The organism is Variovorax sp. GW821-FHT10C12, from assembly GCF_059415405.1.
Genome location: NZ_JBWKNE010000009.1, coordinates 80,635 through 100,552 on the forward strand (window position 1 = coordinate 80,635; position 19,918 = coordinate 100,552).

At 70.6% G+C, this 19,918-nt stretch carries 21 protein-coding genes; 12 read left to right on the forward strand and 9 right to left on the reverse strand.

What is annotated here, in order from left to right; translation table 11 throughout:
• Positions 1 to 108 precede the first annotated feature (108 nt).
• The 6 genes from AC07OH_RS27650 to AC07OH_RS27675 all read left to right on the forward strand — a co-directional run bounded on the left by AC07OH_RS27650 (position 109) and on the right by AC07OH_RS27675 (position 5,209).
• Positions 109 to 975: a dioxygenase family protein gene (locus tag AC07OH_RS27650; protein ID WP_489058249.1), complete on the forward strand. Its 867-nt coding sequence runs from the start codon at positions 109 to 111 to the stop codon at positions 973 to 975.
• Positions 976 to 1,114: 139 nt separating this feature from the next.
• On the forward strand, positions 1,115 to 1,885 hold the full coding sequence (locus AC07OH_RS27655; protein ID WP_495302829.1) for an SDR family NAD(P)-dependent oxidoreductase: 771 nt from the start codon (positions 1,115 to 1,117) through the stop codon (positions 1,883 to 1,885).
• Positions 1,882 to 2,790 (forward strand): beta-keto acid cleavage family enzyme, encoded by a 909-nt coding sequence (locus AC07OH_RS27660; RefSeq protein ID WP_495302830.1) that lies wholly within the window; start codon positions 1,882 to 1,884, stop codon positions 2,788 to 2,790. Before AC07OH_RS27655 ends, AC07OH_RS27660 begins: the two co-directional genes overlap by 4 nt.
• Complete coding sequence (locus AC07OH_RS27665; RefSeq protein ID WP_495302831.1) at positions 2,787 to 3,782, forward strand: quinone oxidoreductase family protein; 996 nt, start codon at positions 2,787 to 2,789, stop codon at positions 3,780 to 3,782. Before AC07OH_RS27660 ends, AC07OH_RS27665 begins: the two co-directional genes overlap by 4 nt.
• An 18-nt stretch (positions 3,783 to 3,800) precedes the next feature.
• Positions 3,801 to 4,157, forward strand: coding sequence for a cupin domain-containing protein (locus tag AC07OH_RS27670; protein WP_070062522.1), 357 nt, complete (start codon positions 3,801 to 3,803; stop codon positions 4,155 to 4,157).
• Between the two features lie 62 nt (positions 4,158 to 4,219).
• Positions 4,220 to 5,209, forward strand: a complete 990-nt coding sequence (locus tag AC07OH_RS27675) for a tripartite tricarboxylate transporter substrate binding protein (RefSeq protein WP_495302832.1) — start codon at positions 4,220 to 4,222, stop codon at positions 5,207 to 5,209.
• A 2-nt stretch (positions 5,210 to 5,211) separates the two neighbouring features.
• On the opposite strand, the gene AC07OH_RS27680 is transcribed toward AC07OH_RS27675, so the two are convergent.
• From AC07OH_RS27680 to AC07OH_RS27710, 7 genes are all read right to left on the reverse strand, one after another.
• The gene (locus AC07OH_RS27680; RefSeq protein ID WP_495302833.1) at positions 5,212 to 5,574 is read right to left on the reverse strand and encodes a DUF3325 domain-containing protein; all 363 of its coding nucleotides are present in this window, start codon (positions 5,572 to 5,574) and stop codon (positions 5,212 to 5,214) included.
• Positions 5,571 to 7,190 carry a PepSY-associated TM helix domain-containing protein gene (locus AC07OH_RS27685; RefSeq protein WP_495302834.1) on the reverse strand — a complete coding sequence of 540 codons (1,620 nt, stop codon included), beginning with the start codon at positions 7,188 to 7,190 and terminating at the stop codon, positions 5,571 to 5,573. The genes AC07OH_RS27680 and AC07OH_RS27685 overlap by 4 nt, the downstream gene beginning before the upstream one ends.
• Positions 7,187 to 7,489: a DUF3649 domain-containing protein gene (locus AC07OH_RS27690; RefSeq protein ID WP_495302835.1), complete on the reverse strand. Its 303-nt coding sequence runs from the start codon at positions 7,487 to 7,489 to the stop codon at positions 7,187 to 7,189. Before AC07OH_RS27690 ends, AC07OH_RS27685 begins: the two co-directional genes overlap by 4 nt.
• Positions 7,490 to 7,580: 91 nt before the next feature.
• A complete protein-coding gene (gene fhuE / locus AC07OH_RS27695; RefSeq protein WP_495302836.1) occupies positions 7,581 to 10,061 on the reverse strand; it encodes a ferric-rhodotorulic acid/ferric-coprogen receptor FhuE in 2,481 nt (826 codons plus the stop codon).
• 70 nt (positions 10,062 to 10,131) lie between these two features.
• Positions 10,132 to 11,178, reverse strand: coding sequence for a FecR domain-containing protein (locus AC07OH_RS27700; protein WP_495302837.1), 1,047 nt, complete (start codon positions 11,176 to 11,178; stop codon positions 10,132 to 10,134).
• 61 nt (positions 11,179 to 11,239) lie between these two features.
• Positions 11,240 to 11,743, reverse strand: a complete 504-nt coding sequence (locus AC07OH_RS27705) for a sigma-70 family RNA polymerase sigma factor (protein WP_070062515.1) — start codon at positions 11,741 to 11,743, stop codon at positions 11,240 to 11,242.
• 97 nt (positions 11,744 to 11,840) lie between these two features.
• On the reverse strand, positions 11,841 to 12,590 hold the full coding sequence (locus AC07OH_RS27710) for an SDR family oxidoreductase (RefSeq protein WP_495302838.1): 750 nt from the start codon (positions 12,588 to 12,590) through the stop codon (positions 11,841 to 11,843).
• Positions 12,591 to 12,692: 102 nt separating this feature from the next.
• Here AC07OH_RS27710 and AC07OH_RS27715 point away from each other — a divergent pair, with 102 nt between their 5' ends.
• Complete coding sequence (locus AC07OH_RS27715; RefSeq protein WP_495302839.1) at positions 12,693 to 13,598, forward strand: AraC family transcriptional regulator; 906 nt, start codon at positions 12,693 to 12,695, stop codon at positions 13,596 to 13,598.
• A gap of 13 nt (positions 13,599 to 13,611) precedes the next feature.
• On the opposite strand, the gene AC07OH_RS27720 is transcribed toward AC07OH_RS27715, so the two are convergent.
• Positions 13,612 to 15,309 (reverse strand): long-chain fatty acid--CoA ligase, encoded by a 1,698-nt coding sequence (locus tag AC07OH_RS27720; RefSeq protein ID WP_495302840.1) that lies wholly within the window; start codon positions 15,307 to 15,309, stop codon positions 13,612 to 13,614.
• Positions 15,310 to 15,516: 207 nt separating this feature from the next.
• Between AC07OH_RS27720 and AC07OH_RS27725 the strand changes: the two genes are divergently transcribed.
• Positions 15,517 to 16,077, forward strand: coding sequence for a CHRD domain-containing protein (locus tag AC07OH_RS27725; protein WP_495302841.1), 561 nt, complete (start codon positions 15,517 to 15,519; stop codon positions 16,075 to 16,077).
• A 109-nt stretch (positions 16,078 to 16,186) separates the two neighbouring features.
• A complete protein-coding gene (locus tag AC07OH_RS27730; RefSeq protein ID WP_489058233.1) occupies positions 16,187 to 16,627 on the forward strand; it encodes an OsmC family protein in 441 nt (146 codons plus the stop codon).
• Between the two features lie 25 nt (positions 16,628 to 16,652).
• On the opposite strand, the gene AC07OH_RS27735 is transcribed toward AC07OH_RS27730, so the two are convergent.
• Complete coding sequence (locus AC07OH_RS27735) at positions 16,653 to 17,381, reverse strand: Crp/Fnr family transcriptional regulator (RefSeq protein WP_495302842.1); 729 nt, start codon at positions 17,379 to 17,381, stop codon at positions 16,653 to 16,655.
• A 142-nt stretch (positions 17,382 to 17,523) separates the two neighbouring features.
• Here AC07OH_RS27735 and AC07OH_RS27740 point away from each other — a divergent pair, with 142 nt between their 5' ends.
• The 3 genes from AC07OH_RS27740 to AC07OH_RS27750 are packed head-to-tail and all read left to right on the forward strand — an operon-like array spanning position 17,524 to position 19,911.
• Positions 17,524 to 18,024 (forward strand): ester cyclase, encoded by a 501-nt coding sequence (locus AC07OH_RS27740; protein ID WP_223301409.1) that lies wholly within the window; start codon positions 17,524 to 17,526, stop codon positions 18,022 to 18,024.
• Positions 18,021 to 18,794 (forward strand): SDR family NAD(P)-dependent oxidoreductase, encoded by a 774-nt coding sequence (locus tag AC07OH_RS27745; RefSeq protein WP_495302843.1) that lies wholly within the window; start codon positions 18,021 to 18,023, stop codon positions 18,792 to 18,794. Before AC07OH_RS27740 ends, AC07OH_RS27745 begins: the two co-directional genes overlap by 4 nt.
• A gap of 43 nt (positions 18,795 to 18,837) precedes the next feature.
• Positions 18,838 to 19,911 (forward strand): MBL fold metallo-hydrolase, encoded by a 1,074-nt coding sequence (locus AC07OH_RS27750; RefSeq protein ID WP_495302844.1) that lies wholly within the window; start codon positions 18,838 to 18,840, stop codon positions 19,909 to 19,911.
• The last annotated feature ends 7 nt before the right edge of the window (positions 19,912 to 19,918 follow it).

The window sequence follows — 19,918 nt, forward strand, 5'->3', positions numbered from 1 at the left end:
TCCGGTGTGCCACGGCTGGCGAATTCCCATTCTGGCGTCCCGGATACCCGCCATTTTACTTTTTGGGAATCTGCCTTAAGATCATGCAAACGATTGCAAGGATTGCAGATGAACATCGCCACCTCCCCCGATTCGGTGCTCGGCTTTGCGCTCGACGCCATGCAACGCACCCCCGATCCGCGCCTGCGCACCGTGATGGACGCGCTCACGCGCCACCTGCACGCCTTCGTCCAGGAGGTGAAGCTGACCGAGGAAGAGTTCGAGCAGGCGCTCGAATTCATCGTCGCCATCGGCCACGCCACGGGCGAGACCAAGAACGAGGTGGTGCTGGCGGCCGACATCCTGGGCGTGTCCACGGTGGTGGCGCTGCAGAACAACCAGGACCCGCACGGCGAATCGCCGGCCGCCCTGCTCGGCCCCTTCTGGCGCGCCAACTCGCCGGCCTGCGCGGCGGGCGAGAGCATCGCGCGCTCGGGCACGCCCGGCACGCCGCTGGCGGTGACGGGCACGGTGCGCGACGTGAGCGGGCAGCCGATGGCCGGCGTCACGGTCGACGTGTGGCAGGCCTCGCCGGTCGGGCTCTACGAGAACCAGGACCCGGAGCAGGACGACATGAACCTGCGCGGACGCTTCACCACCGATGCCGAGGGCCGCTTTCATTTCCGCAGCGTGCGCCCCGCCGGCTACCCCGTGCCCACCGACGGGCCGTGCGGCGTGCTGCTGCGCGCACAGCAACGTCACCCGAACCGGCCCGCGCACCTGCACTTCATGCTGAGCAAGCCGGGCCACAAGGTGCTGGTCACGCAGGTGTTCGCCGACGACGACGAGAACCTGGAGAGCGACCCGACCTTCGGCGTGACGCGCCAGCTCATCGGCCGCTTCGCGCTCGCGCCCGATGGCCGCAGCGCCACGCTGCAGTACGACTTCCAACTCGAACCGGGAGAAATGAAGTTCCCCCGCCCACCGATACCTTGATCACCCCCAGTCTTCGCGCACTTCGTGTCGCTTCGCCAACCCCCTTCCAGGGGGCAACACCAGAGGCCCGGCAAAGCCGGTTCCTCGGTGTTCCGCGAAAAGACATGACCCATTCATCCACTCCGCCCCCCTCACATCCATGAGCTTCGATCCCCAATCCCGACTCCACGGCAAGATCGCCGTCATCACCGGCGGCCTCGGCGCCATCGGCTACGCCACGGCCACGCGGCTGGCCGCGCTGGGCGCCACCTGCGTGCTGCTGCACCGCGGTGGCGACGACAACAACGCCGCCGCGCGCGCCGCCGCCCTGCCCTCGGACAGCGGCCAGCGCCACGGCGCGATCCGCGCCGACATCGTCGACACGCCGAGCCTGCAGGCCGCCGCCGCCGAGGTGAAGGCCGCGCACGGGCGCTGCGACATCCTGGTCAACAGCGCGGGCCACACGCAGCCCGTGCCGGCCGGCGACCTCGACGCGCTGACCGACGACCTCATCGACGACCTGCTGCGCGCCAACTTCCGCGGCGTGTTCGCCACCATCCGCGCCTTCGCGCCGATGCTCAAGGCCACCGGCGACGGGCTGGTGGTCAACATCTCGTCCATCGCCGGCTTCACGGGCGTGGGCAGCAACCTCGCGTATGTCGCGGCCAAGGCCGGGCTCGACGTGGTAGGCAACGCGCTGGCCAAGGCGCTGGCGCCGGCGGTGCGCGTGGTGTCGGTGTCACCGGGCGCGGTCGAGTCGGGCTTCGTGCCCGGGCGCGGCGCGGAGTTCGCCGACAAGATGGCCAGCACCACGCCGCTGGGACGCATCGGCAAACCCGACGACGTGGCCGCCACCGTGGAAGCGCTGGCCACCACGCTGCGCTTCGTCACCGGCACGCGCATCGTGGTCGACGGAGGGCGCCACTTGTGAACAACGCCAAGACGCTCATCACCTGCGCCGTCACGGGCAACCTCGTGAAGCCCGAGCAGACGCCGCACCTGCCAATCACGCCGGTGCAGATCGCCGACGAATGCCTGGCCGCCGCCGAAGCCGGCGCGGCACAGGTCCACATCCACGTGCGCCACCCGGAGACGGGCAAGCCCTCGATGGAGGTCGATCTGTACCGCGAGGTGGTCGATCGCATCCGCCGCGAGAACCGCGAGCTGATCGTGAACCTCACGACCGGGCCGGGCGGGCGCTTCATTCCCAGCGAGGACGACCCGAAGATCGCCGCGCCCGGCACCACGCTGCTGCCGCCCGAAAAGCGCGTGGAGCACATCGCGCTGATCCGGCCCGACGTGTGCTCGCTCGACCTCAACACCATGAACTCCGGCCCCGACGTGGTGATCAACACGCCGAAGAACGTGCGCCGCATGGCAAAGGTGATGCGCGAGGCCGGCGTGAAGCCCGAGCTGGAGATCTTCGACTCGGGCGACATCCACCTGGCGCTGGACCTCATCGCCGACGGCACGCTCGACGGGCCCGCGATGTGGACCTTCGTGCTCGGCGTGAAGTACGGCTTCGCGCCCACGCCCGAGACGCTGCTCTATGCGCGCAACCTGCTGCCGCGCGGCGCCTTCTGGAGCGCCTTCGGCATCGGCCGCACGGAGTTCCCCATCGTTGCGCAGTCGTGGCTGCTGGGCGGCCACGTGCGCGTGGGCATGGAAGACAACATCTACCTCGAGAAAGGCGTGCTGGCCCAGAGCAACGCGCAGCTCGTGGCGAAGGCGCGCGACATCCTGCGCAGCCTGGGCGGCGAGGTCGCCAACCCGCGCGAGGCCCGCGCGATGCTGGGGCTGGCCGACACCCGCGCCGTTCAGGGAGCCGCACGATGAGCGCCGTCACTCTGGAACCCCGCGCCCTGCGCGTGAACGGCAAGGCTGCCAACCTCGACGCGCTGCACCTGGAGGCCGCGCCGCAGCCCGAGCCCGTGGCGCCGCCCGGCCATGCCGTGGTGCGCGTGGCCGCCGCCGCCGTGAACCCGAGCGACGTGAAGGCCGCGCTGGGCCTCATGCCGCAGGCCGCCTGGCCGCGCACGCCGGGGCGCGACTTCGCGGGCACCGTCGTGAGCGGCCCTTCGGAATGGATCGGCCGCGAGGTCTACGGCTCGGGCGGTGATGTCGGCATCACGCGCGACGGCTCGCATGCGCGCTACCTGGTGCTGCCCGAAGCGGCCCTGCGCGCCAAGCCCCAGGGCATCTCGATGGACGAGGCCGGCGCCGTGGGCGTGCCCTTCGTCACGGCCTACGAGGGCTTCCGGCGCAGCGGCATGCCGCAGGCGGGCCAGACGGTGCTGGTGCTGGGCGCCAACGGCAAGGTCGGGCAGGCGGCGGTGCAGCTGGCCACGCAGGCCGGCGCGCGCGTGATCGCGGTGCAGCGCGGCCCGGGGCCCTTCGCGGGGTTCGCGAGCGCGCCGGTCGACGTGGTCGATGCGCGCCACCACGCCGACGTGGGCGCGCAGGTGCGCGAGCTCACCGACGGGCGCGGCGCGCACATCGTCTACAACACCGTGGGCAGCGCCTACTTCGAGGCCGCCAACAAGGCAATGGCCAAGGGCGCCACGCAGATCTTCATCGCCACGCACGACCGCGCGGTGCCCTTCGACATCTTCGCGTTCTACCGCGGCATGCACACCTACGTGGGCATCGACTCGCTGGCGATGGACTGCGTGGCCTCCACCGCGCAACTCGACGCGATGCGCGAAGGCTTCGAGCGCGGCACGCTGAAGCCCTTTCCCGTGGCCCGCCACTTCGCGCTCGACGAAGCGATCGACGCCTACCGGCTGGTGCTGTCGGGCAGCACCGACCGCGTCGTGCTGCGCCCCTGACTCCCAAGGACACCCACCATGCATGTGACCCGTTTCAGCGAGGCGCCGCACTACGAGGCGCCCAACCACTTCGACATGCGCTGCCTGCGCCTGCAGGGCAAGGAAGCCGGCCCTTCGACGCAGATGTGGATGGGCATGAGCCAGATCCTGCCCGGCGGTCGCACCGGCCTGGACGGCTCGCCGATGGAAAAGCTCTACCTCGTGCTCGAGGGCGAGCTGCACGTCGTCGGCGAACTCGACGGCGCGCACCAGGAAGACGTGCTGCTGCCCTACGACAGCTGCCGCTTCGCGCCCGGCGAGAAGCGCCAGCTCGAGAACCGAAGCAACCGCCCGGTGCTGGTGGCGCTGGTGATGGCGAACGCACCGCCCGCCTAGCGCGCTTCTTTCCCAGTCAGTCATTCATCGCTCGCACCAACCAATCAACGGAGACAAGACGCATGAAGAAGACATTCCCCTGGAGCCGCCGACAGGCGCTCACGATCGCCGCGGCACTCGCGGCCTGCACGCTCGGCGGCGCCCATGCACAAGGCCCCTGGCCGGGCACGCAACCGATCAAGCTGGTCGTGCCCTTCACGGCAGGCAGCGGCACCGACATCGTCGCGCGCCTGGTCGCCGAGAAGCTGGGGCCCGCGCTGGGCACCAGCGTGATCGTGGACAACCGCCCCGGCGCGGGCGGCACGCTGGGCGCGGCCATCGCCGCCAAGGCGCCGGCCGACGGCTACACGCTGCTGGTGCATTCGGCCGGCCACCTCGTGAACCCGTGGATCTACAAGGGCCTGTCGTACGACACGCTGAAGGACTTCACTGGCGTGACGCCGATGGCCAGCCTGCCCAACGTGCTGGTGACCTCGCCCTCGCATTTCGCCGACGTGAAAGACCTCGTGGCCAAGGCGAAGGCCAAACCGGGCGGGCTGAACTACGGCTCCGCGGGCAACGGCTCGGCCACGCACATGAATGCCGAGGTGTTCCGCCTCGCGGCCGGCGTCGATGCGCAGCATGTGCCCTTTCGCGGCACGCCCGAAGCCATGACCGAGGTGATGGCCGGGCGCGTCGACTGGTTCTTCGCGCCGATGGTGTCGGCGCTGCCGCTGGTTAGGAGCGGCAAGCTGAAGGCACTGGCCGTGGGCACCGCCGGTCGCTCGTCGGCCCTGCCCGACGCGCCCACCACCGTGGAGGCCGGCGTGCCGGGCTCGGCCTACCTGTTCTGGGTCGGCCTGTTCGCGCCCGCCAGGACGCCGCAGCCCGTGGTGGAGCGGCTGCAGGCCGAGGTCGCGAAGATCATGGTCGCGCCCGAGCTGAAGGAGCGGCTGGAGAAGCTCGGCGCCGAGCCCTTCACCATGCCCTCCGCGCAGTTCAACAAGTTCATCGCCGACGAGACCGCGAAGGCGCAGCAGGTGGTCAAGGCCGCGGCCATCAAGGTGGACTGACCTCAGCGCAGCAGCGCCGCCAGCACCGGCGCAAGCCCCGCACCACCGGCCACGGCGGCAGCACCAGCGCCCCACGCCACGGCGCGCGGGCGGTACGGCAACAGCAAGGCCACCGGCAACGCCCCCGCCGACAGGAGGCCCAGCCAGGCGACCGTCCCGACCGTGGGGCCCCAGGCCAACACGCAGGGCACGACGGCAGCGGCCAGCAGCAACACGCCGATCACGCGCAAGCCCGTGCGCCGGCGCGCGGGCACTTCGCGTCCGCGCGTCAGCTGCTCGTGGTGCCGGTCCATGGCAAAGCTCAGGCACGACATGCCCGCATACGCCAGTGCAAGGCCAAGCAACGAAGCCCATGCCGTCGTCATCGCGCCACCTTCCGCAGCAGATGGCGCAACGCGCCCAGCGCCGCAAGCCCGAAGGCCACCACGCCCAGTTCGACCCCGAGGCTTTCCCCATCACTGCGCGACAGCTGCGCCAACAAGTGATCGCCCGTGGTCACGAAGTTGAGCAGCGGCAACAGCAGGCACAGCGCGGCCAGCGCACCGAGCTGCTCGCGCCACGCGCGCGCTGGCTGGCGCACGAAGGCATGCACCAGCGCCAGGGCCCACAGCGCGAAGAAGACCTGCAGTTCGCGGTCCGCGCGCTGCCCGATGCCCACCGGCACCAGCCGGTTGGCCCACAGGTAGCCCACGCAGGCGATGGCCAGGCCGGCGATGGCCGCGACGTTCAGCGCCTCGACCAGCCGGTAGACCCGCGCGGTCGCGCCGCCGAACTCGCCCAAGTGTTTTTGCCGGCGCTTCACGATGAACAGCACCGCGCCCGAACCCATCATCGCGGTGCCCGCGAGCCCGCACAGGAAGTAGAGCCACTTCATCGGCCAGCCGCCGAAGGTGACCATGTGCAGCCCGCCCATGGCCGACTGCGCGAGCATGGTCGTGCCGCCGTCCGCGGCGCCCGGCAGGCGCACGCGCTGCACCTCGCCGGTGGCGGCCGAGAACTGCACCATGCCGGTGGTGGCGCTGAGCCGGCGCGCGGATTCGTCGTCGCCATTCCATCCGTACACGCCGATGCGCGCAGCCGCGTCGCCCGGATGATCGATGACGACCGCGCGCACCGGCTGGCCCATGCGCTCCTGGCCGCGCGCGGCGAAGGGTTCGAGCACGGGCACGGGCATCGCGCGGCCGGTGGCGGCGGGCTTGTCGCTGTCGCCCAGCTCGGACACGAAACGCACCTGCGCCTGCGGGCCTGTGCCGTAGTGCAAGACCTTGGGGGCCGGCATGAAGCTGGTGCCCGAGATCACGAGGCCGGTGTAGGCGATCATGAACTGGAAGGGCAAGGTCAGCACCGCCACCGCGTTGTGCGCGTCGAGCCAGCTGCGCTGGCCTTTCTTGGGACGGAAGGTGAAGAAGTCCTTGAAGATGCGCTTGTGCGTGATGACGCCCGACACCAGCGCCACCAGCATCGCCATCGCGGCGATGCCGACGATCCACAGGCCGACGGTGCCGGCGTGCAGCTCGTAGTGAAAGTCGACGAAGTGGTGGCCGCCGAGCGTGGCGCGGGTCGCGTGGCCGCCCTCTTCCGTCAACGGCTTGCCGGTGGCGGGGTCGAGCGCGACACCCGCGTACTGCCGGTTGGCGTCGAACCAGAACACCCGCAGCTCGCCGCCGCCTTGCGCGTCGGACGGCCACAGCTCCCACATCGAAGCGCCCGGGTGGTGCTCGGCCATGTAGGCCATGCCCCAGGCCAGGCGCTGCGCGCGGTCGGCCGTGGGCTCGCCCTTCTTTGCAGCCGCGGCGGCTTCCTCGGCGTGGTGCTCCGGCGTCATCCAGTGGGTGATGGGCTCGTCGAACACCGCCAGCGTGCCGGTGAGGAACACCGCGAACAGCAGCCACGAGAACCACAGGCCGCACCAGGTGTGCAGCCAGGCCTGGGCCTGGCGAAAGCCCCCTTGCGAGGGCGCCTTGGCTTTCTTCGTGCTCATGCGCCGCCTCCCGCGCCGCGCAAGGCCAGGCCGAGCCCGGCCAGCACCAAGGCCGGCAGCAGCAAGCCGGCCCAGGCGCGCGAAAGCGACACGGGCGCGAACGCCCAGATCACGGCGACGGTGTAGACCGCGAAGCTGAACTGCATGCCCCCGAGCGCGGCCTCGGCGGGGCCGGCCGGCAGCACGGCGGCCAGGAAGACGGCGGCGGCCGAGGCCAGCGCGTAGCCGCCGAGCACGGCGGCCGCGACGCGGGACAGCAGCCGCAGGGCGGGAGAAAAGGAGGAGGTGCGGGTGTTCATCGGGGACCGGAAAACGGGGCGCGGACATGCGCCCCTCCCCTACATGACAAACGAGAACGAAAAAAGGGTCATGCCCCCCGCTCTTTTCCGGTCAGAACGCGTAGCTCAGCGTCGCCACCGCGTTACGCGGCGTGCCGAAGTAGGCCTGCCCGTCGATGTTGCTGTAGTACTTCTTGTCGAAGAGGTTCTCGATGTTCAGCTGCAGCGCCAGCTTGGGCGTGAAGGCGTAGCGCGCCATCAGGCTCACGACCGCGCGCGAGCCCTGCTGGTAGCGCAGGTCGGCGTCGCCCACGCTGTACGCGTAGGAGGTGCGGTTCTGCCAGTTGACGCCGCCGCCCAGCGTAAGCCGGTGCCACGCGCCGGGCAGCCGATAGGTGGTGAACAGCGTGGCCTGCGTGGTCGGCATGGCGGTGTTGATGCGGTTGCCGTTGCCTTCGCGGCCCAGCGTGCGCGCGATGCCCGCGTTCAGCTGCCAGCCCGGGGCCAGTTCGCCCGACACCTGCAGCTCGATGCCCTTGCTGGTCACGCCGCGTGCGCCGTAGTAGGCGCCTTCGCTCGAGTTGGGCACGAGCTTCGTGCCGTCGCGCTGCGCCACGTTCTCCTGCTCGGCGCGGAAGACGGCGATGGAGGTGTTGAGCTTGCCGTTCAGGTGCTCGCCCTTGAGGCCGATCTCGTAGCTCTTGCCGGTCACCGGGTCGAGGTACGCGCCGCTGGCGTCGCGGTAGTTCTGCGGCTGGAAGATGTCGGTGTAGCTCGCGTACACCGAGTAGTTCTCGCTCAGGTCGTACACCAGGCCCGCGTAGGGCGTGAACACCTCGTGCTTGCGCGTGGCCGGGGCGTCGGCGGTCAGGCGCGTGGAGCGCCAGCTGTTCTGGCGCCCGCCCACGATGAGCTTGAGCGAATCCGCCAGCGACAGGCGCGCGGCGCCGTAGGTGCCGGTCTGGCGCGTCTTGGTGATGGCCGAGACCTTCAGCGGGTCCCAACCCGGCTCGGGGTACGACGCAGCGTTCCAGTCGTAGAAGTTGCCGGTGTCGGGCAGCGGGCTGGTGCGCGGATGGCTCGCCTCCACGTAGCGCGACTGGCTGTTGCTGACGCCCACCACGAGTTCGTGCGTGCGCCCCAGCAGCGTGAAGGGGCCAGTGGCCTGCAGGTCGAGGCTGTTCTGGCGGAACTGGTGCTCGAAGTAGCCGGGCAGCGAGCCCAGGCCGGTGCCGGTGAGGCGGTCAAGGTCGCTGTACAGGTACAGCAGCTTGGCGTTCTGCCTGCTCTGCCGGTGCGAGCCGTTGGCCTTGAGCTTCCAGCCGTTGTCGAACTGGTGCGTGAGGTTCGCGAAGGCGGTGGTGGTGGTCGTGTCCCAGTGGGTCCACGGCGTGCCGAGGGTCTTGGATCGGTCCCAGCGCGTGGCCGTGCCGTCGCTGAAAGTCAGCGGCAGCCCGCCCCAGGTCGACGAGGTAGGCCGCGTGGCCTGCGACTCGATGCCCACGCTCAGCGTGGTGTTCGGCGACAGATCGGCATCGACCACGCCGTACAGCACGTGCTTGCGGCCGTGGTACATGTCGATGAAGGAATCGCGGTCTTCCGTCATGCCGATGAGGCGGGCGCGCACGCGGCCGTCTTTGGTGACGGGCGTCTGCAGGTCGACCGTGCCGCGGCGCAGGTTCCACGAGCCCAGTGCGAGCGATGCGTTGCCGGCGAACACCTTGCTGTCGGCGTGCTTGCGCACCAGGTTCACCGAGGCCGAGGGATTGCCCGCGCCGGTGAGCAGCCCGGTCGAGCCGCGCACGACCTCGATGCGGTCGTACAGCACCGGGTCGTTGGTGGAGGCGCCGAAGAAGTCGGTGGTGACCGTGGTCGGCACGCCGTCGTACTGGTAGTTGTCGATGTAGAAGCCGCGCGCGTACAGGTCGGTGCGGTCACTGTCGGAGCTCACCGAGAACACGCCGGGCACGCTCTGCATGGCCTGGCCGAGCGACAGCAGGTTCTGGTCCTCGATCTGCTGGCGCGTGATGACGGTGACCGACTGCGGCGTCTCGCGCGGCGAGAGCGCCAGCCCCGTGGCCGCCGCTGTGGCGCGCGTGGTGTAGGCGCCGGTGCCTTCGGTGGTGCCGCTGCGGTCGGCATCGGCCGTGACGGTGACGGGGGCGAGCGTGTCGATGCCGCCCTGCCCTGCGACAGGTGCGCCGGCCTCGCGACGGTTCAGCGTGTAGCTGCCGTCGGTGCGCGCCACCACCTGCAGGCCGCTGCCCGCGAGCAGGCGCTCGATGGCTTCGCGCGCGGTGTAGCGGCCCGAAATTGCGGGGCTGCTGCGCCCCTGCGTCAGCGCGGGGTCGAACGACAGCGCGATGCCGTTGCCCGCCGCGAAGGTGGCGAGCGTGCGGCCCAGCGGGCCGGCGGGAATGTCGTAGGCACGGGACGCGGCGGCGTCGAGCGAGGACGACGACGCTTGTGCGAAAGCCGGCCCTCCCGCGCCGGCCAGGCCGCCGAGGGCAAGCGCCACCAGGGCATGGCGAAGGACGGTGTTCAGGCGGCGCTCTGCGAACGGGCGCAGGGCGGACGGGCGGGATGCGGACATGGAGACGGGCCTTTCGGTTGGGCAACGGTGAGTTCTTCACCCTCCTTGCCAGCCGAAACGAAAAAAAGTCTCACCCCCGGATCGATATATTTTTCGAAGCGCCCGTCGCGCGCTCTTCGGGTGCCGCACGCGGCACCAGCGTGACCCAGTAGCCGCGCAGGCGCGTGGCCGCGTCCACCGGGTAGGTCGACACCAGCATGCGCAGCACGCCGTCGGTGTCGGCCAGCGGAAAGGCGCCCGAGACACGCAGCTCGGCCACGGCCGCATCGCATTGCAGCAGGCCGGGGCGGTAGCGCGACAGCTCGGCGGCGAAGTCGGCCAGCCGCATGCCGTCGGCCAGCAGCATGCCTTGGGTCCAGGCCAGCACCGAGGCGTCCGCCGGGCGGAAGTCGTCGATGCCGTCGGCCGTGAAGCGGGCCTGCTGCCCCGCCGGCAGCACGCGCGCGGCGGCCCGTTCGGGCGTGATGCGCACCGCGCCTTCGAGCACGGCGATGTGGGTGGCGCCACCTGCTTCCTTGCGCACGCTGAAGCGCGTGCCCAGGGCTTCCAGCGTGCCGCCGGCGCTGGCCACGCGGAACGGGCGGTGCGCGGCGGCGGGGTCGGGCGCGGTGGCGATGAAGATCTCGCCCGCCTGCAGCACCACGCGGCGCTGCGTGCCGTCGAAGTGCACATCGACCGCGCTGGCGGTGTTGAGCGTGAGGCGGCTGCCGTCGGCCAGCCGCAGCTCGCGGCGCTCGCCAGTGGCGGTGCGGTGCCCGGCCATCCAGCCGCGCTCGCCCGCCGTCTCGACCACCTGCCAGCCGAGCCAGCCGGCGGGCACGGCCGCCAGCAGCGCGGCGAGCCGGCCGAGGGTGGCGCGGCGGTTGTTCGCATTGCCACGCGCGGGCCGCGCGAGCGACGACATGGCCAGCGCCGGCGGCAGGCCACCGAGCTTGTTCATCAGCAGCTCGGCGCGCGCCCAGGCGCGGGCGTGGTCGGGGTGGCTCTGGCGCCAGCGCTCGCAGGCGCGGCGGTCTTCGTCGGTGACGGCGCTGTCGTGCAGCCGCATCAGCCATTCGGCGGCTTCGTCGAGCACGCGAGGCGCAAGTGCTGACGTTTCGAAATTCATCGCGCTCATCAGAATGCCTTCGTGCTTCGCACTTCGGCGCGCGCTTGCTTGGGGCGGCCCGGCGCGGCGCTCATGCCATCACCGCCAGGCAGCCCCGGAAGCCCTGCTGCATGTAGCGCTTGACCGTGACGAGCGACACGCCCAGCTCGCGCGCGATGTCCTCGTACTTCATGCCGTCGAGCTGCGACAGCAGGAAGGCGCGGCGCGCGAGCGGCTTGAGGGCGTCGAGCATGGCATCGATCTCGTGCAGCGTCTGCAGGATCACCAGCCGCTGCTCGGGCGACGGGGCCTCGGGCTCGGGCATGACGGCCAGCGCCTCGAGGTAGGCCCGCTCCAGCGCCTGGCGCTGGTACCAGTTCACGAGGATGTTCTTGGCCACGCTCGTGAGGTAGGCGCGCGGCTGCACGATGACCTCGGGGTTGCGCGCTGTCAGCAGCCGCGCGAAGGTGTCCTGCGCCAGGTCGGCCGCGTCGCACGAATTGCCGAGCTTCTTGCGCAGCCACGACTGCAGCCAGCCGTGGTGGTCGCTGTAGAGGGTGTGGACTTGCTGGAAGGCGGCTTCGGCAGCGGACATGGCGGGCGGCACGGCGGCGGGGGCTCCGCCTACAAATAAGAATTATTCTCATTTTAAGCAAAAAGGCCGCAGTGCCCGCGCTTGCGGACTGCGTGGCTCAGGCCGGCCGGGCCGCCGCGAGCGCCACCGCGTCCGCGCCCGCCGGATAGCGCAGCGTCGCATCCGAGTCGTTCGCGGCGCGCCAGACGGCCTCGGCCACGTCGGCCGCCGTGGTCACGGCCGTGGGGTTGCCCAGCGCCGCGAAGACGCCCTGCGCCAGCGCTGCGTAGTCCGGCGGAATCAGGCCCTGCATGCGCTGCGCCCCGTTCTCGGTGAACCGCGTGCCGGGCCCGTAGCCCGGCTCGACCAGCTTCACCCGCACGTCGAACGCCGCCAGCTCGAACGCGAGCGAGGCGGTGAAGCCCTCGATGGCCGTCTTGCTCGCGGTGTACGCGGCCACCAGCGGCATCGGCGCGAGCGTGACGGTCGAGGTGACGTTGACCAGCACCCCCGAGCGTCGCGCCCGGAACTGCGGCAGCACGGCCTGCGCCATGGCCATCATGCCGAAGGTGTTGGTCTCGAACACCTCGCGCACGGTGGCCATGGGCGTGGCCTCGAAGGCGCCGAAGAGCCCGACGCCCGCGTTGTTCACGAGCACGTCGATCGGGCCCGCGTTCTCGATGGCGGCGGCGATGCTGTCGGGTTGCGTCACGTCGAGCGGCAGCACGCGCAGGTTCGGCGCGTCGGGAAAGAGGTCGACGCGCGGCGTGCGCATGGTGGCGACGACGCGCCAGCCCTGGGCGTGGAAGTGGCGCGCGGTGGCCAGGCCGTAGCCGGAGGAGCAGCCGGTGATCAGTGCGGTTTTCAATGAGGTTCCTTGGTGGTGGGTGATGAAGAGCCCCAACGATAGGGACGACCGGCCGGACTTGCTACCATCTAACGTCGCCATTTCTTTTGCAGGAGTCCAGCCATGGCCGATCCCCTGGCCGAGGTCATCGCGCTGCTTCGCCCGCGCGCCGTGTATTCCAAGGTGATCGCGGGCGCCGGCGCCTGGGCCGTGCGCTACACGGCCTTCGGCCAGCCCAGCTTCTGCACCATGCTCGAGGGCGAGTGCATCCTAGCGGTCGACGGCCAGCCGCCGCTGGCGCTGGCCGCCGGCGACTTCCTGCTCATGCCGGCCACGCCCGGCTTCACGCTGTCGGGGCTCACGCCGGCACCGCCGGTGTTTCTCGATTCGCATGAGCAGGCGGCGCGCGAGGACGCACACAACGAGGTTCGCCACGGCGACCGGAACGGCCCGCCCGACGTGCGCATGCTCGGCGGTTACTTCGCCTTCGATTCGCCCGACGCGGCCCTGATGGTGTCGCTGCTGCCTTCGGTGCTGCACATGCGCGGCGTCGCGCGGCTGTCGCTGCTGGTGCAGCTCGTGCGCGAAGAGTCGATGGCGCAGCGGCCGGGGCGCGACCTCGTGCTCGGGCGGCTGGTCGAGGTGCTGCTGATCGAGGCGCTGCGCTCGGCGCCCGGCGAAGGCGCGCCGCCGGGGCTGCTGCGCGCGCTGGCGGACAGCCGGCTGGCCGCCGCCGTGCGGCACATGCACGCGGACCCCGCGCGTTCATGGACGGTGCAAGAGCTCGCCGGCAAGGCCGCGCTCTCGCGCTCGGCCTTCTTCGAGCGCTTCTCGCGCGCCGTGGGCCTGCCGCCGATGGAATACCTGCTGGCGTGGCGCATGGCGCTCGCCAAGGACCTGCTGCGCCGCGGCGGCTGCGCGCCGGCGGAGGTGGCCGCGCGCGTCGGCTACAGCTCGGCCAGCACCTTCAGCACGGCGTTCAGCCGTCATGTGGGCCAGGCGCCGGGGCGCTACGCGCGCCAGCCGTAACCCACAGTGACGATCAGGCCGCCGTGCCTTCCTTCTCCTGCAGCAGGCGCCACATCACCTTGCCGCTGCCGCTCTTCGGCAGCGCATCCACAAACGCCACCTTGCGCGGAATCTTGTAGACCGCCATGTTCTCGCGACACCAGTCGATGATCTGCTGCTCGGTCGTGTCCTTGTGCGTGGCGCGCAGCACCACCACGGCCTTGACCGATTCGCCGCGGTAGTCGTCCTTGGTCGAGATGACGCAAGCTTCCTGGATCGCGGGGTGGCGGAACATCAACAGCTCGACCTCGGCCGGCCACACCTTGAAGCCGCTCGCGTTGATCATGCGCTTGAGGCGGTCGGTGATGAAGAAGTAGCCCTCCTCGTCCATCCGGCCCATGTCGCCCGAGCGGAAGAAGCGCTTGCCCTCGAACTCGACAAAAGCGGACTTGGTGGCGTCGGGGCGCTTCCAGTAGCCCTGGAACACCTCGGGGCCGTGGATGATGATCTCGCCCGATTCGCCGATGGGCATTTCCTGCAGCGTGTCGGGGTCGACCACGCGCGCGTCGGTGCTCATGAACGGAATGCCCAGGCACTGCTGCTTGGGGTGGTCCGAGGGGTTGGTGTGCGAGGGCGCGGCGGTCTCGGTGAGGCCGTAGCCCTCCTGGTACTTCAGGCCGTACTGCTCGAACAGGCGCTGCGCCACCGCCTGCGGCATGGCGGCGCCGCCGCCGCCGATGTGGGTCATGCTCGTGAGGTCGTAGCTCGCGAAGTTGGGGCTGGCCATGAGGTCGATGACCATGGTGGGGATGTTGGTCCAGCTCGTGACCTTCCAGCGCGAGATGAGCCGGCCCGCCACGTCGCGGTCCCAGCGCGGCATGATGACCAGCGTGGCCGCCGCGAGGATCGAGGTGTGCATCATGCTCACCACGCCGGTGATGTGGAACATCGGCACCACGGCCAGCACCACCGCCTCCGACGTGGCCTGGCCCCAGAGCTGGCCGGCCATCGCGTTGTGCATGAGGCTCGAATGGTGGTGCACGCAGCCCTTGGGCAGGCCGGTGGTGCCGCTGGTGTAGGGCAGCAGCGCCATGTCGTTGGCGCCCACCACATGCGCGGGCGCCGGGTGGCCGGCCGCAAGCGCGTCGGTCCACGCCATGACCTGGCCGCCGGCCAGCGCGGGCAGCGGGTGACGCGTGCCGAGCCAGTCGGCCCAGGCCGGCGCTGGGGCGTCGTCGCCGGTCACATTCGCATCGAAGGCGTCGGTGAACTGGCTCACGATGAGGTGCGACAGGCGCTGCTCGGGCGGCAGTGCGTCGCTGGCCTTGGCCAGCTCGGCCGCGAGGTCGCCGGTGGTGATCGCCACCTTGGCGTCGGGGTCGACGATGTAGTGCTTGAGTTCTTCGGCCCGGTTCATCGGGTTGACCGGCACCACGACGGCATTGGCGCGCAGGATCGCGAAATGCGCGATCACCAGCTGCGGACAGTTCTGCATGTTCAGCACCACGCGGTCGCCGCGCTGCACGCCCAGCGCATGCAGCGTGCCGGCCAGCCGCTCGACCTGGTCGGCCACGTCGCGGTAGCTCAGCACGCGGCCGAAGAAGACCAGCGCGGCCTTGTCGGGGTAGCGCGCCGCCGAGGTGGCCAGGTTGTGCCACAGCGAGGTCGCGGGGACGGTGATCGAATGCGGGAGGCGCTTGGGCCAGAACTTGTAATGCGGGCGTGGTTGCATGGTCTGTGAACAGGCGGAGGAGGAGGAAGGAGGGGAAAGGAAAGCGGTGCGAAAAGGCGCAATGCGCCAGCCTAAGCCGCACCGGCCGCCGCTCCCATCGGGGAAGCCCCCGGGGCGTCACCTTGGCGACGCCCATTCTTCGTACGTCGGGTAGGCACAGGCGCATCGGCTATCGTGCGGGCTCCGCTTCACCTGTGCCTGCCTGCCATGCCCGATCCCGCCCGCCCCACCTTGCGCCGACGCATCGCCCTCTTCGGTGCCGCACTGGCCGCCCTGGCCGCGGCGGGCTGCTCGCGGGTCCCGCGGTTCGGCATGTCGGCCCCCGTGACGGACTCGCCGTCCAAGGAACCGCCGACGTGGTTCGTGGCCGACTGCTGGCTCGGAACCGAAGAGGTGGTCCCGCCGCACAAGGGCAAGGCCGGCGGCTCGGCGGCCGGCACCCTGACGCTGGCCACCGGGCTGTTCGAATGGCGCGTGAACGCCGCACGCCTGAGCGGGCCGGCGACGATCGTCGGCTTCTACGGCCCCGCCGCCACGGGCAGCAACGGCCCGCTGGCGATCCAGCTGCCGCTGCTCAGCGAGGGGGAGCCGCGCAACGACGGCACCGGCGCCGGCTACGAGCGGACCGGCACGAGCCGGCTGACGCCCGCCCAGATGGCCGACCTGATGGCCGGCCTCTGGTATGTCAGCGTGTCGACCCAGGCCTGGCCGGGCGGCGAGGTCCGGGGCCAGCTCAAGCGCAGCACCTGGGGCGTGCACGGCGGCTGACATCGGCCCCCGATGCGATGCGCCCTGCGACTACAGACAGTCGCGGATTTCGGAGCGATACCTGCGGTTCTCCCTCCGATCCACCCTCCACCTGACTGAAGGAATGTCCATGGCAGCAGACAAGCACGCAAGCGTTCACTGGGAAGGCGCCGGCAAGACCGGCAAAGGCCTGGTCAGCACCGAGACCGGCGCCCTCAAGGACTACCCCTACGGCTTCGCCAGCCGCTTCGAAGACGACAAGCGCGGCACCAACCCAGAGGAAATCGTCGGCGCGGCCCATGCGGCCTGCTTGACGATGGCCTTTGCCTTCGCGCTGGAAGCGGCAGGCCTGACCGCGACGCGCATCGACACCAAGGCCGCCGTGCGGCTGGCCAAGGACGGCGCCGGTTTCAAGATCGACCGCATCCAGCTCGAACTGGACGCGGCCGTGCCGAACCTCGACGAAGCGAAGTTCCAGGAAATCGCCGCCGCCGCCAAGGCCGGCTGCCCGCTGTCGAAGGCGCTGGCGAGCGTGCCCGAGATCACGCTAAAGGCGACGCTGGCCGGCTGATCGCCGACGGGCGTGCGCGCCGCGCTCAGCGCGGCGTGGCCGCGTGCCGCTCCAGCTGTGCGCGGTCGAGCAGCTCGATGCTGCGGTAGCGCACGCGCAGCGTGCCGTCCTCTTCCCACAGCTTGAGCTGGCGGTTCACGCTCTGGCGCGACACGCCGAGCATGAACGACAGGTCTTCCTGCGACACGCCCAGCAGCGTGCCGCCGCTCTCCTGCGCCGGCGCGACCGCGCGCGCGTCCAGCGTGAGCAGCCGGTGCGCCAGCCGCACGGGCAGCGGCATCAGGATCACGTCGTCGATCCAGGCCAGCGCCTGGCGCAGCCGCAGGCACACGAGCCGGGTGAAGGCCATGTGCACGTCGGGATGGTCGGCCACCAGCCGGTGGAAGTCGGCCGCCGCGACCACGGCCATCTCGGTGGTGTCGACGGCGCAGGTGTCGTAGACGCGCTCGCGCCCCACCAGCAGCGAGACCTCGCCGAACCAGTGGCCCGGCTCGAGCATCGCGATCACCGCCTCGCGCCCGCCCGACGCCACCACGCTCACGCGCAACGAGCCGCTGACCACGCCGAACAGCGCGTCGGGCGACGAGCCCTTGTGGAACAGCGATTCGCCGCGCACCAGTGTGCGCCGGTGCGCCACCGCGAGCAGGCGCTGCTGCACGTCGTCGGCCAGCCGCATGTCGCTGTTGTGCACGGGCGAAGGCTGCGCGTCCGGCTCGGCGGGGCTGGCGCTGGAAGAAGGGGAAGAGCGTGGCATCGCGGGTTTGTCCGGGGCCTCGATTGCCAACACCGGACAGTCTGGCGTCGAGGGGCTGTCGATAGTACGCAGGCCACCCGGGTCGACGCATTCGCGGCAACCCGATGTCCCCTGTCACCCCTGTCGCATGGAGCACACCCCGATGACCACACTGACCGACCTGCAAGCCCGCCGCGAGCGCCTCGTGCTCGACCATTTCGCCGACGAGACCCGCCAGGACTTCGACGCGGTGCTGGGCACCTTCCCGCACCCGCACTACGAGCTGATTCCCAGCGGCGAGGTGCACGACGGCATCGCCGACGTGCGCCAGTACTACACCGACACGCGCCGCGCCTTCCCCGACCAGCGCCACGAGATCATCCAGCTGCGCCATGCCGACGACTCGGTGATCGTGGAGTTCTGGCTGCTCGGCACGCACCGCGGCCCGCTCAAGGGCCTGCCGCCGACGGGCAACAGCTTTCGCTGCCGCATGAACGCCTTCTTCATCTTCGAGGGCGACCGGCTGGTGTGCGAGCGCGTGTACTTCGACACGCTGACGATGCTGCGCCAGTTGCTCGTGGGCGTGCCCCCGGAGATGGTGGGCGGGCTGGTCGCCGGCCTGCTCGGCCAAACCGCCCCGCGGGCCGAGGCCGCCACGGCATGACCAGCACGCCCGCCCGGCCACTCGAAGGACGCCATGCGATCGTGACCGGCGGCGCGCGCGGCATCGGCCTGGCCATCGCGCGGCGCTGCCTCGCGAACGGCGCGAGCGTCGCGCTGTGGGACGTCGAGGCCGCAACGCTGGCGGATGCCATGGCGCAACTGGCGCCGCTGGGCACCGTGGTCACTGCATTGGTGGATGTGCGCGACGAAGACCAGATCGCCCGTGCGGCTTCGCAGTCGCAGGAGCGTTTCGGCCGCGTCGACGTGCTCGTCAACAACGCGGGCGTGCTGGGGCCGACGGTGCCCGCGTGGGAGCACACGCCCGCGCAATGGCGTCACGTGCTCGACATCAACCTCACGGGGGCCTGGCTGTGCTGCCGCGCCCTCGCGCCGCTGATGCTGGCGCAGCGGCGCGGGCGCATCGTCAACATCGCCTCGGTCGCGGGCAAGGAAGGCAATGGCTTCAACGCCGCCTACTCGGCCTCGAAGGCCGGGCTCATCGCGCTGACCAAGTCGCTCGGCAAGGAGTTGGCGTCGTCGGGCGTGCTGGTGAACTGCATCACGCCGTCGGCGGCCGACACCGCCGTCTTCGCGGACGTGCCCGCCGAGCACCGCGAACAGCTGCGCACCGCCCTGCTCTCGCGCGTGCCGATGGGGCGCTTCGTCGACGTCGACGAGGTGGCGGCGATGGCCGCGTGGCTGGCGTCGGACGAGTGCTCGTTCAGCACCGGGGCGGTGTTCGATATCTCCGGAGGGCGCTCGATGTACTGAGCGACGAACCAGGCAGCCCACGCATCCAGACACAGGAGACCCCATGACCCGAGACCCCGACCCCACCGGCTTCGCGCAGATCACCGAGCTCGACGGCACGCGCCACGCCGCCCTGCCGCAAGACCGCCTGCGCGCCATCCGCCGCGGCGCCGAAGCCCTGCGCGAGCGGCTGCTCGACGCGCCGCCGGTTCACTTCGCGCGCAGCTTCAACCTGCTGCGCATTCCGTACCCCGCGTGGTTCGCCTTCACCGGCGTGTACTCGCAGCAGCTGCTCAAGCCGCACATGGTGCATCTGCTGGCGCGCACGGTGCTCGTCCAGTACGACGACTTCGAAGGCCGGCTGCGCACGCTGCTCTTCACGCCGGCCGACTTCGAAGCCGGCAACGAGACGCCCTACTTCAAGCGCCTGAGCGACCAGACGCCGAAGTTCCTGCACAAGGCGATCGCGCCGGTCTACCAGACCGTGCTGCAGGCGCTCGCCGGCTGCGGCGTGGCGCCCGAGCAGATCGACCACATCACCTACGACCACCTGCACACGCAGGACGTGCGGCGCTGGCTCGGCAGCGCGGGCATGCCGGGCCTGCTGCCGAACGCGACGCTGCTGGTGCACCGCCAGGAACTCGCGAACGTGCAGGGCCTGCTGCCGGTGCAGGCCGAGTGGTACTGCCCGCACGGCCTGGACGGTGTGCCGACCGAACGCATCGTCGCCTTCGACGGCAGCCTGCAGCTCGGGCCCGGCATCGCGCTGGTGCACACGCCGGGGCACACCGAAGGCAACCACTCGCTGGTGTACCGCACGGGCGACGGCCTGCGCGTGAGCAGCGAGAACGGCGTGTCGGCCGACAGCTGGGCGCCGCTGCAGTCGCGCCACAACGGCATCCGCCGCTATGCGCAGGCCACGGGCGCCGAGGTGATCCTCAACGGCAACACGCAGGAAAGCAGCAACGAGCAGTACCTGTCGATGGTGCTCGAGAAGACGCTCGCGGGCACCTCGGCGCTGCACGGCTTCAGCAACGTCGTGCCGTCGGCCGAGTGCTCGCCGCACTGGCTGTTTCCGGGCGCGCCCACGAGCCACCTGTGGGGCGAAACCAGCTTCGGCGCGCTCGTGCGGGCCTGACCCGCCA